Source organism: Rhizobium sp. BK008 (assembly GCF_014197345.1).
Classification (GTDB): domain Bacteria; phylum Pseudomonadota; class Alphaproteobacteria; order Rhizobiales; family Rhizobiaceae; genus Rhizobium; species Rhizobium anhuiense.
Genome location: NZ_JACIFK010000002.1, coordinates 39,225 through 57,910 on the forward strand (window position 1 = coordinate 39,225; position 18,686 = coordinate 57,910).

The window sequence follows — 18,686 nt, forward strand, 5'->3', positions numbered from 1 at the left end:
TCAGATACTCTGGATCATGCCGCCATCGACGCGGATCACCGATCCGGTGAGATAGGAAGCAGGCTCGCTCGCCAGGAAGGTGACGACATTGCCATATTCTTCCGGCCGGCCATAGCGGCCGAGCGGAATCGTGCCGGTGCTCTCAGTGACGATGTCGTCGATGGAACGGTTTTCGCGTTTGGCCTTCTGCTCGTCGAGGAAGGTGATGCGGCCGGTGGCGATCCGGCCCGGCAGGACGATATTGACGGTGATGCCGTCGCGCCCGACCTCGCGCGCCAGTGTTTTCGACCAGCCGACCAAAGACAGGCGCAATGCATTCGAGATGCCGAGATTGGGAATCGGCGCGACCACGCCCGACGAGGTCGAGGTGACGATGCGCCCCCATTTGCGCGCCCGCATCTGCGGCAACACGCGATCGGTAATGGCGATGACGGAGAGCACCATGCTCTGGAAATACTGGTTCCAGAGCATCGGATCCTGGCCGGAGACGGTGGTCGGCGGCGGGCCGCCGGTATTGTTGACGAGGACATCGACCGGTCCGAACTGGCGCTCGATTGCAGCGACATGCGCATCGATCGAACCGAGATCGGAAAGGTCCCATTGCAGCGCCAACGCCTTGCCGCCTTCGGATTCGATCGCAGCCGTGGTCTTCTCAGCGGCGGCGAGATCGATATCCGCCGCGGCAATTCTGGCGCCTTCACGCGCAAGTTTGACGGCAATCGCGCTGCCCAGTCCGCCGCCGGCGCCAAGCACCAGGGCCGTCTTGTCCTTCAGGCCGAAATCCATTTCATCTCCTCATATGGTCGGGCCATCTTTCGGAGCAATGGATCGTAAATAAAATATGGCTTCTGCTTCGTTCAAGAGATAGAAAAACTATCGATGGACACACGCTTTCTCGAAACCTTCATTATCGTTGCCGAGCGGCACTCGCTGGCGGAGGCGGCGCAGCGGCTGAACCTCACGCCTGCGGCCGTCGCCCAGCGCATCCGCGCATTGGAGGCCGAGCTCGGGGTGCGGCTGCTGGTGCGTTCCGGTCGCGTCATGCGGCCGACGGAGGCGGGTTTTGCCATTCTCGAACGTTGCAGGGAGCTGGTGCGCGATACACGCGACCTGAAGGCGATGGCCGGCACCGCGACGATTTCGGGCGAGATGCGGATCGGGGCGATCAATACGGCGCTGACCGGTCTCGTTCCCGACATTCTCCACCGCCTCGCCCAGGATTACCCGCTGATCGAGATCTTCCTCAAGCCGGGCTCTTCGATGGACCTCTATGCCGAGGTTCTGAACGGCGCGCTGGACGCGGCCTTCATCATCGAACCGCGATTTCCGATGCAGAAGACGCTGACCTTCAACAAGCTGCGCCAGGAACCCCTGGTGCTGATCGCTCCGCCGGACTGTAAGGGGGTGGATCCGCTCGAATTGTTGAAGACCCTGCCCTTCATCCGCTACGACCGCAACCAATGGGGTGGTCACATCGCCGATGAATATCTGCGCGAGATCGGCATCCATCCGGTCGAGCGTTACGAACTCGACGCGCTGGAGGCGATCGCGGTGATGGTAGACCGCGGTCTCGGGATCTCGATCGTCCCGGATTGGGCGCCGCCCTGGCCGGCTGGCCTTGATATCCTCAAGCTGCCCCTGCCCCGCTCGTCCGCTATGCGCACCGTCGGCATCGTGGCGACGCGATCCTCGCCACGGGCAAATCTCGTCGCCGCGCTTCTGGAAACCAGCCGCGCGGCGATGGGAGCCTGATCAATTTCAGGCGATCTTCTGACGAACCGGCAGTTTCCAGCCGGGCCGGACGAAATGGCAGGTATAACCGTTCGGAATCCGCTCCAGATAATCCTGATGCTCGGGTTCGGCCTCCCAGAAATCGCTGACCGGCACGACTTCGGTGACGACCTTGCCGGGCCACAGGCCTGAGGCGTCGACATCGGCGATCGTATCCTTGGCGACGCGCTCCTGCTCGGGGGTGACGTAGAAGATCGCCGAGCGGTAGCTCAAGCCAACATCGTTGCCCTGGCGGTTGCGCGTGCTCGGGTCGTGGATCTGGAAGAAGAATTCGAGGATTTCCCGATAGTTGATCCTTGAGGGGTCGAAGATGATCTCGATCGCCTCAGCATGGGTTCCGTGGTTGCGGTAGGTGGCATTCGGCACATCGCCGCCGGTATAGCCGACGCGGGTCGAAATCACGCCCTTGTATCGGCGGATCAGGTCCTGCATGCCCCAGAAGCAACCGCCGGCGAGGACTGCACGTTCTTCGGTCATTGGATATCTCCTTGTTTGCCGAGAGATAGTGTTTCCCGCCGAAGATTTCCATACGGCGGAATTCAGCACAGCTGTGCAATTTCCCTCAGATACGCCCGATCTGTCATGTCGATGTTACGCGCCGGCGCTAGCAAGGCCTTGAACATTCCTGCGGAGGCTGAGCCTCGACACCTGATGGAGACGGGTTATGAATAGACGCGAATTTCTGATCACATCATCAGCTGCAGCCGGTCTGCTGGCTCTTCCGCGGTTCGCATCGGCCGCGGCCGGCACGATCGATCTCTACAGCGGTTCGGATGCCAATATCGTCGACCTCTGGAACAACACCATCCGCCCCGCCTTCGAAAAGGCGCATCCAGGCGTTGCCCTGAAGGTGACCGATGCCGGCGACAATAACGGTTTGCGCGCCATCGCCGACCGTGCGCTCGCCGCACTGAAGACGAAGACCGATCCGCAGGCCGACCTGTTCGAGGTGTTCGATCCGCGCCTGCCGTCCGGCGGCATCGATGCCGGCCTCTGGGTCAAGTTCTCCGCCGAGAATATCGAAGGCTACGACCATATCAATCCGCTTGCCTTCGATACCCCTTACTCGCTTCCCTACCGCGGTTCGCAGGTGCTTCTCGCCTACGACACCACCAAGCTCGATCCGAAGGATGCACCGAAGAGCTGGGAGCAGCTCACCGCATGGATCAAGGCCAATCCCGGCCAGTTCATCTACAACCGTCCGGACAAGGGCGGCTCCGGCGGCAACTTCGTCCGCCGCGCGATCCACGAGGCCAATGGCCGCGATCCGAAGAAGTTCAAGATCGACAATTTCACCGCCGACTTTGCCACCGAAGCGCTGACGCCGGCCTGGAAGATCCTCAACGACCTCGCTCCCTCGCTCTACGACAAGGGCGCCTATACCGCCGGCAACACCCAGTCGATCCAGCTGCTCGCCCAGGGCGTCGTCACCATGGTCCCGGTCTGGTCCGACCAGGTGCTGCAGGCGATCTCCCAGGGCGTGCTGCCGGAGACGACCGGCCTCGTGCAGCTTTCCGATCTCGCCCTTTGCGGCGGCTTTTCCGGCATCACGGTGTTCTCGAACGGCGCCAACAAGGATGCGGCGCTGAAGCTGGCCGCCTTCATGCTGACGAAGGAAATGCAGGAAGCGATCATCACTCAGATCGGCGGCTTCCCCGGTATCTCCTGGGACCATATCTCCGACGATCTCCGCAAGAAATATGCCGACGTCATTCCATCGACCATCCCGACCTTCCCGGGCGGCGACTGGGAAAAGGCAATCGCCGACGGCTGGTACCGCAACGTCGCTCCGGGCATCAGCCGAACCTGATGTCCACCGACACTGCGCCGGCGGTTTCCAGCCGTCACCCGTCCATCAACATGGGGAGCTCCATCGGGCTCCTCCTCGTCGCCCTGCCGGTCTTCCTGCTCGCATGGCTGATCATCTTTCCGATCTTTTCGGCGGTCGTCGGCACCATCTTCGTTCGCGGTCCTGACGGAGCGACAGAAGTCTCGCTTGCCTCCTATCGCTTCTTCTTCACCGACGGCTACAGCCTCGGCAATCTCTGGCTGACGCTCTGGACGACCGCCGTCTGCGGCATCCTGCTTCTGGCGATCGGCCTTCCGATCGCGCTTTACCTTCGCTTCTCGCAGGGGCGTCTTGCCGCCTATGTGCAGGCTCTTGCGATCTTCCCGATGTTCGTGCCGTCGATCATCCTCGCCTATGCGCTGATCCGGACGATCGGGCCGAACGGCACCGTCGACCTGCTGCTGAATTCAGTCGGCCTGCCCAAGCTGCGCACGCCCTATCTGACCCCGTGGGGACCGGTCATCGGCCTTGTCTGGGACAATCTTCCGCTGACGGTGCTGATGCTGACGGCCGGGCTCTCCTCCATCTCGAACAGCGCCGTCGAGGCCGCCCGCGATGTCGGCGCAAGGCCGTTTCGGGTGTTCATCGCGATCATCCTGCCGCGCATGGGCAATTCGCTGCTGGTGACGGCGTCCTTTGCGGTGCTTGGCATCTTTTCCGCCTTCACCCTACCCTATGTGCTCGGCTCGGCATCGCCGGAGATGATGGGGCCGTTCATGCAGCGCACCTTCGCCGATATGAACGACCCGCTTGATGCCATGACCCAGGCCGTCATCACATTCGGCTTCTGCCTGGTTTTCGGCATTTTCTACATCCGGTCGATCGCCCGCAACCGCGAGGCCCAGCTATGACGACCGGCAGATCGAGCATGGATCTTCGCTTCGACTGGATCGGTTTGCTCTTCGCGTGCCTGCTGACGCTGTTCATCGCGCTGCCGTTGATCGTCGTCGGCACATGGGCCTTCACCGAAGTCTGGCGTTATCCCTCGGTCATCCCGCAGCAGTTCGGCCTGCGTTTCTGGGGGCAGACGCTGGCGCGGCGGGATGTCTGGGACGCGCTCTTCCTCAGCCTGCGGCTGACGACGACGGTGACCATTCTTTCCGCCGTCATCTGCCTTCCCGCGGCTTACGCCTTCGCGCGCATGCGTTTTCCCGGCAGGAACATTCTGTTCCTGTCGTTCCTCGCATCGCATGCCTTTCCGAAATTCGGCCTGCTCGTCGCTATTGCCGGCATCTTCCTGCAGCTCGGCCTGATCAGCACCTTCTGGGGCGTCGTGCTGATCCAGCTCGTCGGCACGCTGATGCTGATGATCTGGATCCCGGTCGCCGCTTTCCAGAATGTCGACCGGCGCATGGAAGAGGCGGCGCGCGATGCCGGCGCCACACCGCTGCGCGTCTTCTGGTCGATCACCCTGCCACAGGCGGCCCCGACGATATCAGCGGCGCTGCTTTTGACCTTCGTCGGCACCTTCTACGAGACCGAAGGCGCCTGGCTGATCGGCGCGCCTCAAATCCGCACCATGCCGGTGCTGATGATCAGCTTCATCAACAACCAGATCGTCGTGCAATACGGCGCCGTGCTCTCGGTCATGCTGTGGGTGCCGTCCTTCATCGCGCTGATGTTTGCGCGCCGCGTGATCGGCACCGGCGCCTTTGCGAGAGGTTTCGGCGCATGAAATACCACGCGTCAGTCCAGGGAAGGGTTTGAGAATGGCACATCTGGCGATCGAGGGCGTTTCGAAACTGTTCGGGACCAGTTTTGCCGTTCGCGACTTCTCGCTCGAAGTCGGCGACGGCGAGCTCGTCTGCCTGCTCGGCCCATCCGGCTCCGGCAAGTCGACGCTGCTCAGAATGATCGGCGGCTTCGAGCGCCCAAGCGGCGGGACGATCCGCATCGACGCGAAGGATGTGACGACGCTGCCGCCCGAGCGGCGCCCGACCGGCATGGTGTTCCAGAGCCATGCGCTCTGGACGCACATGGATGTCTTCAACAATATCGCCTTCGGCCTGAAGCTGCGCCGGCTGCCGAAGGCGGAAATCCGCGAGCGTGTCGAGAGCGCATTGGCGCTGGTCGGCCTTGCCGATTACAGCAGGCGGATGACGACGCAATTGTCCGGCGGCCAGCAGCAGCGTGTCGCCCTTGCCCGCTCGCTGGTGCTCGAGCCGAAGATCCTTTTGCTCGACGAGCCCTTCGCCAGCCTTGACCAGCACTTACGCGAAAGGCTGCGGGAGGAGGTGCGAGATATCCAGCAGCGCCTCGGCATCACCACGCTCTTCGTCACCCACGGCCAAGATGAAGCCTTGGCGCTCGCCGACCGCATCGTCGTCATGCGCGATGGGCGCACCGAACAGATTGCGCCGCCGAGCACCATCTACCGGCAGCCCCAGACCGCTTTCGTCGCCGGCTTCATCGGCTCGATGAATTTCGTCCAGGGGCGCACCAGAAATGGGGTCTGCGAACATCCGCTCTTCCCGCTTGCAATCCCCATCGAGGATGGGCCGGTGACGCTGGCAGCCCGCCCGGAAGCGTTGACGATCCGTCCCTCGGATCGGGCGGAGGCCGCGACTGTCCATCGCATCGTCGATTTCGGCACCCACAAGATGGTCGATGTCGATCTTGCCGACGGCACCCGCCTGAAGGCGATGGTGGCGCCGGACGATCGGATCCGGGCCGGGATGAGGGTCGAACCGCGCCTCGCCAGCTTTTTTGTCTTCCGCGACAATGAACTTGCCCATCAGTCGATGCCGGCCGCCGCCAAAGCCGAGATCGAGGCGCTCCAGCGGGTTTAAACCGCTGGAATACGCAGGTTCACGCCTTGCTCTGGAAACCTTCCAGTAGCCAGGGGTGCAGCGCCTTGCTGGCAGCCAGTATATCGCCTCGCCCGTCGATTTCGGTCCCGGAAAACCGGGTGACGATGCCGCCCGCCTCTTCGACCAGCAGCGCTGACGCGCCGAAATCATGGATCGCGAGCCCGTCTTCGAAGAACCCGTCCAGACGGCCGCAGGCGACATAGGCGATCGACAGCGCCGCCGAGCCGAGGCGGCGCACGCCTGCCGTGTTGGCCATCAGGCGTTTGATGGCGTCGAAATAGGTGTCTTCGGCAACCGCCTTGACCTGGCCGGGGATCGGCAGGCCGGCGCCGACAAGCACGTTCTCGATGTCGCCGACATTGGCGCAGCGGATGCGTTCGCCGTTGAGATAGGCGCCGCCGCCGATTTCGGCGCTGAAGAGTTCGTCCTGCATGGCGTCATAGACGACGCCCATGACCAGCCTGCCGTTTTCGACGATCGAGATCGTCATGCCGAAATGCGGAATGCCCCAGGCGTAATTGGTGGTGCCGTCGATCGGGTCGATATAGATGATCGGCGTCTCCGGAGCGGCCGTGCGGTTGCCGACGGCTTCCTCGCCCTGGATGGCATAGTCCGGGAAGGCTATCGTCATCTCGTCGACGATGATCCGCTCGACGGCCACATCGATTTCAGTCTGATAGTCGCGCGGCGCCTTGGCGAGCATTTCCTGGGATGTCCGCCGCCGCAACGAGCCGCGGGCGGTTTCGCCCGCCTTCAATGCCGTTTCGGCAAGCACGACGAGGCGGGACGAGGCAGTCGGGGAAAGACGCGCGGAAATTGAGAGTGATGTCATGGGGAATGTCCGGATGTAACGGAGGGAATCGCGAGAAGCCCATCCCTTCGCAGAGGCTGATGATGGTTTTATGAAGCTGCCCGCCATAGCGGGGCGGTTATCTCAGGATCGCTTCAAGCTCGGAAATGGTCGGAAACGCCTTTCTCGTTCCATGCCTTGAGACGGTGATGGCTGCGGCTGCGGCCGCGTGCTCGATGGCCAGCCTGTCCAGCCGCTGATCGCGCAACGCGCAGGATGCCAGGGCTGCGGCCATGAAGGTATCGCCCGCACCCGTCGTATCCACAACATCGCAGGCGCGGGCCGGCACGTCGATGCTGCCGTTCCGGTTCACGAGCGTCGCGCCGTCTCCGCCCAGCGTCAGGACGATTTCACGCAGACCCCGGCCGAGCAGATATTCGGCAGCATCCCCACCTGTCGTTCCCGTCAAAGCCTGTGCCTCACCCTTGTTGAGGAAGGCGATGTCGATGAGGTGCCAGAGATCGGAGAAATAGGAACGCACCGGCGAGGGATTGAAGGCGGTGACCATGCCGATCGCTCTTGCATGTTCGAGGATGTCGCGGGTCGTCTGGTCGGACAGATTGCCCTGCAGCATCATCAGATCGCCGGGACCGGCCGTCGACAGGATCCGCCTGACATGGGAGAGGGACAGGCTCTGCGCCGATTCCGTCGTCGTGACGATGGCATTTTCGCCGCCGGGCAGCCGGAAGATGATCGAGACATCACTCGATACACCGTCCATTTCGATCAGGTCACTCCGAAGCGGCTCGTCGGCGAGGTAATGGCGGATCGTATCGGCCCGCGCATCCCTGCCAATAGGCGCCACCAGCGTTGTCGGAACGCCGCAGCGGGCCATGACAACAGCCTGGTTCGTACCCTTGCCGCCGAGATCGCTGCCACCGGCATTGCCGAGGATGGAGGCACCGATGAGGGGAAGTTCGGAAACGGCGATGGTTTCGTCGATGGCGACGTTACCGACTATATAGGCGCGCATGCATCTGCTTTCGCAAGGTGAAGCTAAAGGTAAGGGGCATCGTGAAAATCGATCTCGAGCTGCATCGCCCGGCCGAAGATCGCGCTGAGCCGCGCTTTTTCATCCTCTTCCAGCGTTTCTCCTGCCATGTCGAGTTCATTCTTCAGCCATTGCGCCTGGGCGGCAAAATTCGGATCGACATGCAGGTCGACCCATTCCTTCAGCAGCGGATCGCCGATCGGGCAATTGGCGGCTTCCTTCGACCAGGTCCAGTACATCCACTCGGCTGCAAACATCGCCGAGACGGTGTCGAGGAAGCCGCCTCGGCGGGCGATCTCCAACATGCCGGCGCGAAAGGCCTCGACCTCGGCGATGCCGGTGTCGAAGGACGAGGGATCGATGCCGCGGCTGGCGAAGGTGCGTTCGAAATAGCTGATCTGCTCGTTGGCAAGCGCATCGAGAACCGCGATCAGCCAGCGCTTCTGCGCCATCGTCCTGGCGGTCGCCGCCGCATAGGCAAAGATCGAGATGGCGCTGTCGACGAAAGCGCCTTCATAGACGAGGTACCGTTCGAAAGCCTCCCTGCTCAACGTGCCGCTTTTGACGTCCTCGACGAAGCGGTGGCTCAGCATCGCGCGGAAGACGGCATCGTTCTCGCGCAGGATGCGGGCCGAAAGGCTCTCTGCCGCCATGCTCAGCCCTCCAGTCCCGGCTCGGCTGCTGCCCGGAAGGCCCGCACGCGTTCGATATCGACAGGGTTCCACCAGACGCCGCCGTGCTTCAGCGAGGAGGCGACGATGACGCCATTGGTGCGGCTCAGAATATCGACGATATTGTCCTTGTTGACGCCGGAGCCGACGAGCAGCGGCAGATGCGTGGCGGCGCCGATCTCCTCGATCTCCCCCATCGTCGCCGAATGGCCGGTTCGCTGGCCGGTGGCGATGACGCCATCGGCATCGAAGAAGGCGAGGTCGCGCGTCAGTTCCTGGATCGAGCGGTCGGCGACGATGGCGTGGCTGCCATGCTTGACGTGGCTGTCGGCGAAGACCTTGATTTGCTCGGCCCTGAGCAGCGAGCGGTAGCGCATGGCTTCGGCCGCCCTGCCCTCCATGAAACCTTCATTGGCGACATAGGCATTGGCCCATTGATTGACGCGGATGAATTTGGCCCCGCCGGCCATGGCGATGGCGAAAGCCGGGATCGGCGCGTTGGCCAGCACGTTGATACCAAGCGGGATGCCGGCTGCGCGGGCGATCCGGTCGGTGACGACGGACATGAAACCCGTCGTCTCGGGGCCGATATCTTCGGGCTTCGAGAACGGCACGTCGCCATGATTTTCGATGATCAGCCCATGCAGGCCGCCTTCCACGCAGGCTTCGGCGTCACGCATGCACGCATCGTAGATCGCGTCCATTGCCGCACCCCTATAGCGGGGGGCGCCCGGAAAGGCCGGGCAATGGATCATGCCGATCAGAACCTTGTCCCTGCCGAAGATGTCCCGGATGGCGTTGGACGGCCTGTCTGAAATTTCCTGCATGTCATTCCCTTTCCAATTCGCCCCGCGTGCAGGCATCACGCCTGCTTTTCGGTGAGCCAGCCGAGGATGTTTTTCCAGAGCCGGCCATAACCTTCCCATTCGCAGAAGGCAGGCGACAGCCAGTGCGGGCCGATATCCGACGTCCAGGCGGCCGTCCGCCCAGCACCATGCGTGCCGAGGACGAGCAGCGGATGGCCGCCCTGATCGTCAGGCAGGCGTGCAACGATCTCGACATCGGCCCGGTCGCGCACTTCGACCTCGTTGACGCCGAGAAGCACCGGCCAGGCGCCTTCGAGACCCCGCATCGTCGGATGCTCAGGCTTCACCACTTCGGCGACGGTTCCCTCGGGGATTTCGACGCGGTCGTCGTAAGGCAGGCACGTGACGGGCAGCGTGTCTTCGACCGGGGTACGCCGCCAGCGTGCCTTGCCGTCGATGCCCTGGAAGGAGAAATAGCCGCCGACCATCAGCAGGCCGCCGCCCTTCTCCACCCAGGCCTTCAGAAGTTTCAGCCGGTTCGGCACGGTGCGTGAGTGCAGCCACACGTCCGGCGGCAGCAGCAGCGAATTGGCGCCTATATCGGAGAGGATGATGGCGTCATAGGCGTCGAGCCCGGTCATCTCGAAGGGGAATTTCTCCACCGCCTCGTGCGCCGGCATATAGGTGAGCTCGAAGGCGCTGCCCGCGAGTGCCTTGACCAGCGGTTCGGCGCCGAGATGGAAGGTGACGCTGCCGAACTGATCGAAGCCTTTGTAGTGCGTGGCGGAGCTGACCCAGCTCTCGCCGACAAGGAGGATTTTTTTTGTCATGGTCTGCCGTACCTGTGATCGATTGAATTGGTGGAGCTAGGCTCCGGCACAAAAGACGCGGCGCGGATTGCTGCGCATCATCTCGTCGAGAACCGTCCTGTCGAGGCCGTGGCGCTGAAGACGGGGAAGGAAGTGGCGAAGGATGTAGGCGTAGCCGTTGCCGCCGTAATGCGTCAGCATCATCTTCAGAAAGACGTCGTGCGACAGCAAAATCCGGTCGAGATAACCAGCCTCGATGAGACGCACGATCGCGCGCGCCGCCTGCTCGTCGCTCGGGCATTGCACCTGCTGGTCGGCATAGAAGAAATCCATGCCGATCATGTCGTATTCGATGAAGGAGCCGCGCTCCGCCAGCTCGCTCTGATAGGCGATGTCGTCATGCGACGGGTTCATGTGGCAAAGCACGGTGTGGCGGAGATTTGCCCCTTCTTCGGCGACCACGTCGAGAACGCGATGGCCGAGACGGAACCAGCCCGGCAGATGCACCATCAGGGGAAGTCCGGTCAGCACCTGCGCCCGCGCCGCGCCGCGCAGCGATTTCTCTTCCTCGGCGGTGAAATCCGAGGAGACGCCGATCTCGCCGATCAGGCCGATCCTGACGTCGGTGCCGTCGACGCCTTCCCTCGCCTCGCGAACAATTTCCCGCGCGATGTCATCGACCCCCATTGCCGCGACGCCTTCCGGATGCGAGGAACCGAGGTAATAACCCGCCCCCATCACGATGTTCAGACCGGATGCTTTCGAGATGCGCCGCAGCGCCAGCGGATTGCGGCCGATGCCCTTGCAGGTCGGCTCCACCACCGTGCGGCCGCCGGCTGTTGCGAAATCCTGGAGTTCGGAGATCGCCAGATGTTCGTCGTCGAGCGTGATATTGTGCTTGTTGACGAAGGGATCCTGCCGGAGTTCGCCGAGGATCTCCATGCAGACGAAGCTTTCGGCGAGATATTGCCGCTCCGGGGTCTTCGGCGCATGCCACCAGCAGCGGCAGTCGTTGAGGATATGCTCGTGCATCAGTGTCACGCCGAGCGCATCGGCCGAAACGGGGCCGGTGACGGTCATCACCTTGCCGGATCGGATATGCGCTTCGGAGAGGCTCTCAGCTGTCTGCTCGCTCATCGCCTCATCCTTTCCTGCGCATTCCGAAATGGAAATTGGCCGTGAAGATGCGCGTGTTCAGCCAGATGGCGACGAGGATGATGGCACCGGTAACGATCTGGGTGAAGAACGGCGATATGTGCATCAGGATCAGGCCGTTGCCGATGACGGCGATGGTCAGCGTGCCGAGTACGGTGCCGAGGATGGTGCCGCGTCCGCCCATCAGTGACGTTCCGCCGAGCACCACGGCAGCGATCACCTGCAGCTCGAAGCCGACAGCGGCATTGGACGAGCCGGAACCGAGCCGGGCGGCAATCAGCAGGCCGGCGACCGCGCAGGCGACGCCGGAGATGATATAGACCGAGGCGATGATCCATTTGGCGGGCATGCCGACACGCCGCGCCGCTTCCATGTTGGAGCCGACCGCCACGACCTGCCGGCCGTATTTGGTCGCGGTGATGACGACATAGCCGAGAATGGCGATGATGACGGCGATGATTGCCGGGATCGGGAAGCTGAGGATTTCGCCCCGGCCGAGCGCGAAGAAGCCCGGCGCGTCCTTGATCGGGATGGAATAGCCCTGGGTCAGATAGAGCGCCAGGCCGCGCAGGATCGAGAGGCCAGCGAGCGTCACGATGAAGGCTGGAATGCCCTGATAGGCGGTGAACCAGCCCTGGACCAGCCCCATGAAGGCGCCCAGCACGAGCATGCCGATGACGACGGATGGCCAGGGTATCCCCATCGCCATGACGATCGCCGCGACCGCATTGACGAGGGCGACCTGCGAGCCGACCGAGAGATCGATGCCGCCGGTGATGATGACGAAGGTCATGGCGATGGCGACGATCAGGATGGGTGCCGCCTGCCGGACGATGTTCAGGATGTTGCCGAGCGTGAAGAAGGTTTCACTGCCGATCGAGAAGAAGATCATGCAGGCCAGGAAGAAGATGGCGATCGACAGGACCTGCGCATGTTCGCCGAAGAAATCGGCGACGCGCGAACCATGGCCGCGTTCCGTATAAGCCGTCATTGCCTGGCTCCTTCACCGACGATCAAATGAACGAGATCCTCAAGGTTGGTGCTGCCGATCTGCCGTTCGGCCACCTTCGTGCCCTCGTACATCACCGCAATGCGGTCGCAGACCCGGAAGAGGTCCTGCAGCCGGTGGGTGATGAGGATCACCGAGACCCCGTTCGCCTTGACGCGGTTGATCAGGGCCAGAACCGCCTCGACCTCGGCGACGGCAAGCGCTGACGTCGGCTCGTCCATGATCAGCACCTTCGGCTTGAAGGAGGCGGCGCGTGCGATGGCGATCGCCTGACGCTGTCCGCCGGAGAGCTGGGCGACCTTGCCGGTCAGTCTCGGGATACGGATCTCAAGCGAATCCAGCATCTTGCGGGCTTCCGACAGCATCGTCCTGGTGTCGAGAAACGGCCCGCGGCTGAGTTCGCGGCCGAGGAAGAGATTGCCGACGACATCGATGTGGTCGCACAGGCTGAGATCCTGGAACACCATTTCGATGTTTCTGCCGCGCGCATCCGCGGGACCGGAGAAGCGAACCTCCTCGCCTTCCATGGTGATGGTGCCGGCATCGGGAATGTAGGTTCCCGAGATGATTTTCGTCAGCGTCGACTTGCCGGCGGCGTTATCGCCGACAAGCCCCAGGCATTCGCCGGGGAAGATGTCGAGATCGACACCGCGCAGGGCCTGGTGCGAGCCGAAGGACTTGCGGATGCCGCGCAGCGAGATGCGCGGGTCGGATCGGGGGCCGCCGGATGTTCCGGTTCCGGAGGATGCGACCCCTCCGGAACCGGCGGCAGCGATGTCACGCTGTCCGCTTTCGATCATTTGAAGACGGCCCGATACGGCTCGACATTCTCCTTGGTCACGATGGTGATCGGCACAGAGATCGTCTTGGTGACGGCTTCGCCGGCCGAAGCCTTGACGAGCGCGTCGACGGCGGCACCGCCCATTGCGGCCGGATCCTGCTGGACGACCGCGACGACGAAGCCGGCATCGATGCCGGCAATGGCTTCGGCAGTCAGATCCCAGCCGAATACCTTGATCTTGTCCTGCTTGCCCTGGCTCTGGACGGCGGCGATCGCTCCCATCAGGGCCGGTTCGCCAGTGGCGTAGATCGCGGTCAGGTCAGGATTGGCAGTGATCAGGTTTTCGGCCGCCGCAAGAGCGTTGTCCTGGATGTTCTGGCCGTCGACGACGCCGGCCATTTCGATGCCGTCGACGCCTTTCAGGGTCTTCTCGAAGCCCTCCTGGCGGATGTTCTGGATGAAGGAGTTCAGCGCGCCGACGACGCCGAGCTTGGCCTTGCCGCCCATGTTCGCCTTGACGTAGTCGAGGAAGTATTTGCCCATGTCGGCGCCGGCTGCGGCATTGTCCACACCGATCTGCGCCTTCTGCGGACCATCAGGCAGGATCGCGTCGATGGCGACGACCGGAATGCCGGCATCGGCGGCCTGCTTGACCGCCGGCATGATGCCGTTGACGTCGATCGCCACGACGGCAAGGCCGGAGACCTTTTCCTGGACGTAGGTTTCGATGGCGCTGTTCTGCGCTGTTGTCTCGTTGTTGGCGTTGAAGATCACCAGTTTGACGCCGGCGGCGTCGGCCGCCTTCTGGGCGCCCTCATTCATCTGATTGAAGAAAAGCGCCTGCTGGTTGATCTGCACCAATGCGATGGTCTTCTTTTCCTGTGCCGCGGCGCTGGACAGGCCGATAAAGGTCAATGCCGTGAAGCTGGCGGCTGCGATCATCGTTCGTCTCGTCATATTCAATGTCATGTTCTCATCCTCTTTTGGTTTTTTGACGTTGCTGATTGTTATTTCGCAGGCGGCGCAACGGAGTTCCGCACCACGATTTCGACAGGCACCAGTTCCTCCGAAGCGGATGGTTTCCACTCGTGCCAATTGGTTTCCAGAAGCAGCTCCAGCGACCGCCGGCCGATCTGGCGCACCGGCTGGCGGATGGCCGTCAGCGGTGGCGCAAAGAGATGAAGCGGGCCGACATCGTCGAAGCCGATGACCGAGATGTCATCAGGGATCGAGACACCCTGGCTTCTGAAGACCTCGACCAGCCCGATGGCGATCTCGTCGGAGCTGGCGAAGATCGCCGTCGCTTTTCGGTCTCCCGAGAGATAGTCGAGCGCCGCCGCCCGGCCGTATTCGATCGTATATTCGCCGGCATAGCGGTCGGCTCTGGCCTCGCTGCCATGCCGCTCCTTGAGCGCCTTCAGCAGGCCGCCATAACGCCTGCGGGCGCTGATCATGCGCTCGTCGCCGCCAATGAAGAGGACATGGCGATGACCCTGCTCGGCCAGATGCAGGCCGGCGAGATAACCGCCCTGCTCGTTGTCGCAGAACAGCTTCGGCGCCTTCGAATCGGGAATGTCCTCGTCGACGATGATGACCTTGCCGGTGCCGTTGATGAGGGCGGCCAGCGCACCGTCATCCGGATGGTTGGTGACGAAGATCAAGCCGTCGACGTGATTGCGCTCGATCAGCTGCAGATATTCGATCTCGCGCCCCGGCCGATTGAGGGTGGCATGCAGCGAGACGGCGAGTTTCCTTTCATCGGCCGCCTGCTCGACGGCGGCGACAAGGGTCGAGAAGAAGGGATTGGCGATATCGGGCACGACAAGGCCGATCGTGTCGGAGCGGCCCCTGCTTAAGCGGCGCGCATGCGGGTTCGGTCGGTAGTTCAGCGTCTGGATCGCATCCTCGATGCGCTTCTTCGTCTGAAAGGGAAGATCGAGGCTTCCGTTGACGAAACGGGACACCGTGGTGACCGACACGCCGGCGGCGGCCGCAACATCTTTCAAACTCGGAGTCGTTCCCTTGGCCATTGACTGGACCTATTGTAAAGCGGTTTAGTAAAACGCTTTACAAGACAATATGGAATGTTCGCTGTTGTCAACAGCAATGACTGTGCAGGATCTGTTTTCTTATAAACCGATGGAAGCTCGACCGGCGATCCTCGTTGGCAATCGTCGGGTCGAGCTTGTCGCGCAACCGGGCGCCGGTGGTGCCCGGTTCGATTTTATGACAATTCCAGCCGACAGGCTGTTGCCCTTATATGGCACGGTCCGTCGAGGCGTCGAAGAGATGGATCTGATCCGGATCGACCGACACGCCGATCGTGTCTCCCGCCTTGACCCTGTCGCGCCGCGTTTCGACGATCGTCAGCTCCGGCTGGGTCTCCGCGACGATGAAGGTCGAGGAGCCAGTCGATTCGACGAAGGCGATCGGTATATCGAAACTGCCCTGCCCGGGCGCGACGACGCCGATATGCTCCGGGCGGATGCCGGCGATGAGCTTGCGGCCGGGTTCGATGGCGCGGGATATCGCAAGCTTTTGCTTCACCGCGCCAAAATCCAGGATCAGGTTCCTGCCGTCTTCTGCAGCGATCGCGGGAATGAAATTCATCGCCGGCGAACCGATGAAACCGGCGACGAAGCGGTTCGCCGGCCGGTCGTAGAGATCAAGCGGCGCGCCCTGCTGTTCGATGATGCCGTCGCGCATCACCACCACATGGTCGGCCATCGTCATCGCTTCGACCTGGTCGTGCGTGACGTAGACAAAGGTTGCGTGCAGCCGGTCGTGCAGCGACCGGATTTCCTTGCGCATGTGGACGCGCAGCGCAGCATCGAGGTTGGACAGCGGCTCGTCGAACAGGAAGGCCTTGGGATGGCGGATGATGGCCCGGCTCATGGCGACACGCTGGCGCTGACCGCCGGAAAGCTCGCGCGGATAGCGCTTCAGCAGATGTGAAAGACCTGTCGTCGCCGCCACGTCCTCGGCGGCTTTCTTGGCCTCTGCCTTGGCGATGCCGCGGATGCGCAGGCTGTAGGTCAGGTTCTCCTCGACCGTCATATGCGGATAGAGCGCATAGGACTGGAAGACCATGGCGACATCGCGCTTGCGCGGCGGCACGCCGTTCATCAACTCGCCGGCGATCCTCAGATCGCCCGTCGAAATGCTTTCGAGGCCGGCAAGCGAGCGCAGCAGCGTGGACTTGCCGCAGCCCGACGGGCCGACGAGCGCGACGAAGGTGCCCTTGGCGATCGAAAGGTCGATATTCTTCAGGGCATGGAAGGCGCCGTAATATTTGTTGACGCCTCTGAGCTCGATCTGCGTGGTCATTTGAGGGCTCCAGAGGTGAGGCCGGATACGATGCGGCGCTGCAAGAGAACGAAAATGGCGAGGATCGGCGTCACATACATCGTGGCATAGGCCATGATGTTGTTCCACTCGTTGGTGTTCGGCCCCATGAAGGAATTGAGGCCGACGCTTGCCGGCTGAAGCTCGACCGCCTGGATCATCGACTTCGAATAGACGAATTCGCCGAAGGCCTGCATGAAGATCAGGATGGCGCTGACCAGGATGCCGTTGCGGGCAAGCGGCAGGACGATGTTGAAGAAAGCGCCGACACGTGAATTGCCGTCGACGAGGGCCGCCTCCTCGAGCTCCTGGGGAACGCTCATGAAGGTGGCGCGCACCAGGATGACGAAGAAGGGCATGCTCTTTGCCGCGACCGCGATGATGACGGCAAGCCTTGGATAGTCCAGCATGCCGATCTGCGAAAAGCCGACGAAGATCGGCGTGATCATCAGCGAGGCCGGCAAGACCTGCAGCATCAGGATCAGGAACAGGCCGATATCCACCCAGACATTGCGGTATCTGGCGAGCACATAGGCGCAGCCGACCCCGAGCAGGGTGATGAGCGCCATGGAGCCGAGTGCGATCACCAGGGAATTCCAGAGATAGCGGCCCATGTCACGGCTTTCCCAGACATAGGCATAGGTGGCCCATTGCGGAGCGGCCGGCCAGAAGCTCGGCGGTGTCGCGAACATCTCCGAGCCGCTTTTCAGCGCGGTGATGTACATCCAGTAGAGCGGGAAGAGATAGATCGCCGCCATGACGACCGATATGGCGAACATCAGGCGGTCGCGGTTGGTCGTATTCATCCGCGTACCTCGTGGCGTGTGGACCGGACATAGACGACGGAGGCGAACATGACGAAGACAATCATGATGACGGAGATCGTCGCACCCTTGGCGAAGTCGTATTGTCGGAAGGAGAGATCCCAGGCCCAGTATTGGGTGACGTTCGACGAGTTGTTCGGCCCGCCCGAGGTGATCGCGGCGAAGAGATCGAACTGCTGCAGGGTGAAGATCAGGCCGAGCGCGATGATCGCGCCGATGGTCGAGCGCATCATCGGCAGCGTGATCGTCCAGAAGCGCTGCCAGATATTGGCGCCGTCGAGTTCGGCCGCTTCGTAGAGATCGGCGGGAATGCCGGCGAGACCGACGGACAACAGGATCATGTTGAAGGAAGTGCCGAGCCAGATATTGGCGATGATGACGGCATAGAGCGAATAATGCGGGTCCGAGCGCCAGAAGATGTTGCCGGAGATGATGCCGCTTTCCCTGAGGATGAAGTTCAGCACGCCGAAATCGCCCGAGAGAATCCAGTTCCAGATGGCGCCGACGACGAGGCCGGGCATCACCCAGGAGACGAGGAACAGTCCGCGCATCCATGAGGCGCCGGGGAAATTGACCCAGAAGAACAGCGCCAGCCCGAAGCCGATCAGGAACTGGCCGGCAATGGAGCCGGTGACGAAGATGACGGTGTTGTAGAGGATCGGCAGCGTTTCCGGCTGCGCGAAGAGGTCAGTATAATTCTTGAAGCCGACGAAGGGACGCGAGAAGGTCCCGAGGCTGAACATGTCGACCTCCTGGAAGCTCATCACGACATTGTAGATCAGCGGCAGCCCCGCCATCAGGAACAGAAAGCCGAGCGGGAAAGCGACCAGCACGATATCGAAACCGCGACCGTCCCTGACGCTCATCAGGATCCTTTTCATGGGTCCTCCGATACTCCGAACGGGGCCGCCTGGCGCATGATGCGGAAGACGGCCCCTGCCGGGAGGAAATGAAGAGATGAACCGAGGCTCATCCGGTTAAAAGACGCGTTGCTT

Annotated in this window: 20 protein-coding genes; 5 read left to right on the forward strand and 15 right to left on the reverse strand. The window is 62.3% G+C overall.

Going from position 1 to position 18,686, the window contains the following annotated elements:
* Positions 1–786, reverse strand: a complete 786-nt coding sequence (locus FHT69_RS11705; protein ID WP_063476131.1) for an SDR family oxidoreductase — start codon at positions 784–786, stop codon at positions 1–3.
* Between the two features lie 93 nt (positions 787–879).
* Between FHT69_RS11705 and FHT69_RS11710 the strand changes: the two genes are divergently transcribed.
* On the forward strand, positions 880–1,752 hold the full coding sequence (locus FHT69_RS11710; RefSeq protein ID WP_063476130.1) for a LysR family transcriptional regulator: 873 nt from the start codon (positions 880–882) through the stop codon (positions 1,750–1,752).
* Positions 1,753–1,758: 6 nt separating this feature from the next.
* Here the strand turns inward: FHT69_RS11710 and msrA are convergent, their stop codons facing one another.
* A complete protein-coding gene (gene msrA / locus FHT69_RS11715) occupies positions 1,759–2,268 on the reverse strand; it encodes a peptide-methionine (S)-S-oxide reductase MsrA (RefSeq protein ID WP_063476129.1) in 510 nt (169 codons plus the stop codon).
* 187 nt (positions 2,269–2,455) lie between these two features.
* Between msrA and FHT69_RS11720 the strand changes: the two genes are divergently transcribed.
* From FHT69_RS11720 to FHT69_RS11735, 4 genes are read left to right on the forward strand one after another with little or no spacing between them, the layout of a single operon-like run.
* Positions 2,456–3,601, forward strand: coding sequence for an extracellular solute-binding protein (locus tag FHT69_RS11720; protein ID WP_063476128.1), 1,146 nt, complete (start codon positions 2,456–2,458; stop codon positions 3,599–3,601).
* On the forward strand, positions 3,601–4,491 hold the full coding sequence (locus FHT69_RS11725) for an ABC transporter permease (protein ID WP_063476127.1): 891 nt from the start codon (positions 3,601–3,603) through the stop codon (positions 4,489–4,491). Before FHT69_RS11720 ends, FHT69_RS11725 begins: the two co-directional genes overlap by 1 nt.
* On the forward strand, positions 4,488–5,315 hold the full coding sequence (locus FHT69_RS11730) for an ABC transporter permease (protein WP_183905401.1): 828 nt from the start codon (positions 4,488–4,490) through the stop codon (positions 5,313–5,315). Before FHT69_RS11725 ends, FHT69_RS11730 begins: the two co-directional genes overlap by 4 nt.
* Positions 5,316–5,349: 34 nt before the next feature.
* On the forward strand, positions 5,350–6,429 hold the full coding sequence (locus FHT69_RS11735) for an ABC transporter ATP-binding protein (RefSeq protein ID WP_063476125.1): 1,080 nt from the start codon (positions 5,350–5,352) through the stop codon (positions 6,427–6,429).
* A 19-nt stretch (positions 6,430–6,448) separates the two neighbouring features.
* Here FHT69_RS11735 and FHT69_RS11740 read toward each other — a convergent pair whose 3' ends face one another.
* The 13 genes from FHT69_RS11740 to FHT69_RS11800 form a co-directional block, all read right to left on the reverse strand.
* Complete coding sequence (locus tag FHT69_RS11740; RefSeq protein ID WP_063476124.1) at positions 6,449–7,282, reverse strand: inositol monophosphatase family protein; 834 nt, start codon at positions 7,280–7,282, stop codon at positions 6,449–6,451.
* A 97-nt stretch (positions 7,283–7,379) separates the two neighbouring features.
* Entirely contained in the window at positions 7,380–8,273 is an 894-nt protein-coding gene (locus FHT69_RS11745) for a ribokinase (RefSeq protein WP_063476123.1), read from the reverse strand.
* Positions 8,274–8,296: 23 nt separating this feature from the next.
* Positions 8,297–8,944 (reverse strand): TenA family protein, encoded by a 648-nt coding sequence (locus tag FHT69_RS11750; protein WP_063476122.1) that lies wholly within the window; start codon positions 8,942–8,944, stop codon positions 8,297–8,299.
* Between the two features lie 2 nt (positions 8,945–8,946).
* Positions 8,947–9,789 carry a BtpA/SgcQ family protein gene (locus tag FHT69_RS11755; protein WP_063476121.1) on the reverse strand — a complete coding sequence of 281 codons (843 nt, stop codon included), beginning with the start codon at positions 9,787–9,789 and terminating at the stop codon, positions 8,947–8,949.
* A 35-nt stretch (positions 9,790–9,824) separates the two neighbouring features.
* Entirely contained in the window at positions 9,825–10,598 is a 774-nt protein-coding gene (locus FHT69_RS11760) for a glutamine amidotransferase (RefSeq protein WP_063476120.1), read from the reverse strand.
* Between the two features lie 36 nt (positions 10,599–10,634).
* The gene (locus tag FHT69_RS11765) at positions 10,635–11,714 is read right to left on the reverse strand and encodes a phosphotriesterase (protein ID WP_063476119.1); all 1,080 of its coding nucleotides are present in this window, start codon (positions 11,712–11,714) and stop codon (positions 10,635–10,637) included.
* Positions 11,715–11,718: 4 nt separating this feature from the next.
* A complete protein-coding gene (locus tag FHT69_RS11770; protein WP_063476118.1) occupies positions 11,719–12,723 on the reverse strand; it encodes an ABC transporter permease in 1,005 nt (334 codons plus the stop codon).
* Positions 12,720–13,541 carry an ATP-binding cassette domain-containing protein gene (locus FHT69_RS11775; RefSeq protein WP_047613142.1) on the reverse strand — a complete coding sequence of 274 codons (822 nt, stop codon included), beginning with the start codon at positions 13,539–13,541 and terminating at the stop codon, positions 12,720–12,722. Before FHT69_RS11775 ends, FHT69_RS11770 begins: the two co-directional genes overlap by 4 nt.
* Entirely contained in the window at positions 13,538–14,491 is a 954-nt protein-coding gene (locus FHT69_RS11780) for a substrate-binding domain-containing protein (RefSeq protein WP_063476117.1), read from the reverse strand. Before FHT69_RS11780 ends, FHT69_RS11775 begins: the two co-directional genes overlap by 4 nt.
* Positions 14,492–14,529: 38 nt before the next feature.
* The gene (locus tag FHT69_RS11785) at positions 14,530–15,552 is read right to left on the reverse strand and encodes a LacI family DNA-binding transcriptional regulator (RefSeq protein ID WP_063476116.1); all 1,023 of its coding nucleotides are present in this window, start codon (positions 15,550–15,552) and stop codon (positions 14,530–14,532) included.
* 226 nt (positions 15,553–15,778) lie between these two features.
* Positions 15,779–16,849, reverse strand: coding sequence for an ABC transporter ATP-binding protein (locus tag FHT69_RS11790; RefSeq protein ID WP_063476115.1), 1,071 nt, complete (start codon positions 16,847–16,849; stop codon positions 15,779–15,781).
* On the reverse strand, positions 16,846–17,673 hold the full coding sequence (locus FHT69_RS11795; RefSeq protein WP_063476114.1) for a carbohydrate ABC transporter permease: 828 nt from the start codon (positions 17,671–17,673) through the stop codon (positions 16,846–16,848). Before FHT69_RS11795 ends, FHT69_RS11790 begins: the two co-directional genes overlap by 4 nt.
* Positions 17,670–18,572, reverse strand: coding sequence for a carbohydrate ABC transporter permease (locus FHT69_RS11800; RefSeq protein ID WP_047613136.1), 903 nt, complete (start codon positions 18,570–18,572; stop codon positions 17,670–17,672). Before FHT69_RS11800 ends, FHT69_RS11795 begins: the two co-directional genes overlap by 4 nt.
* Positions 18,573–18,686 lie beyond the last annotated feature (114 nt).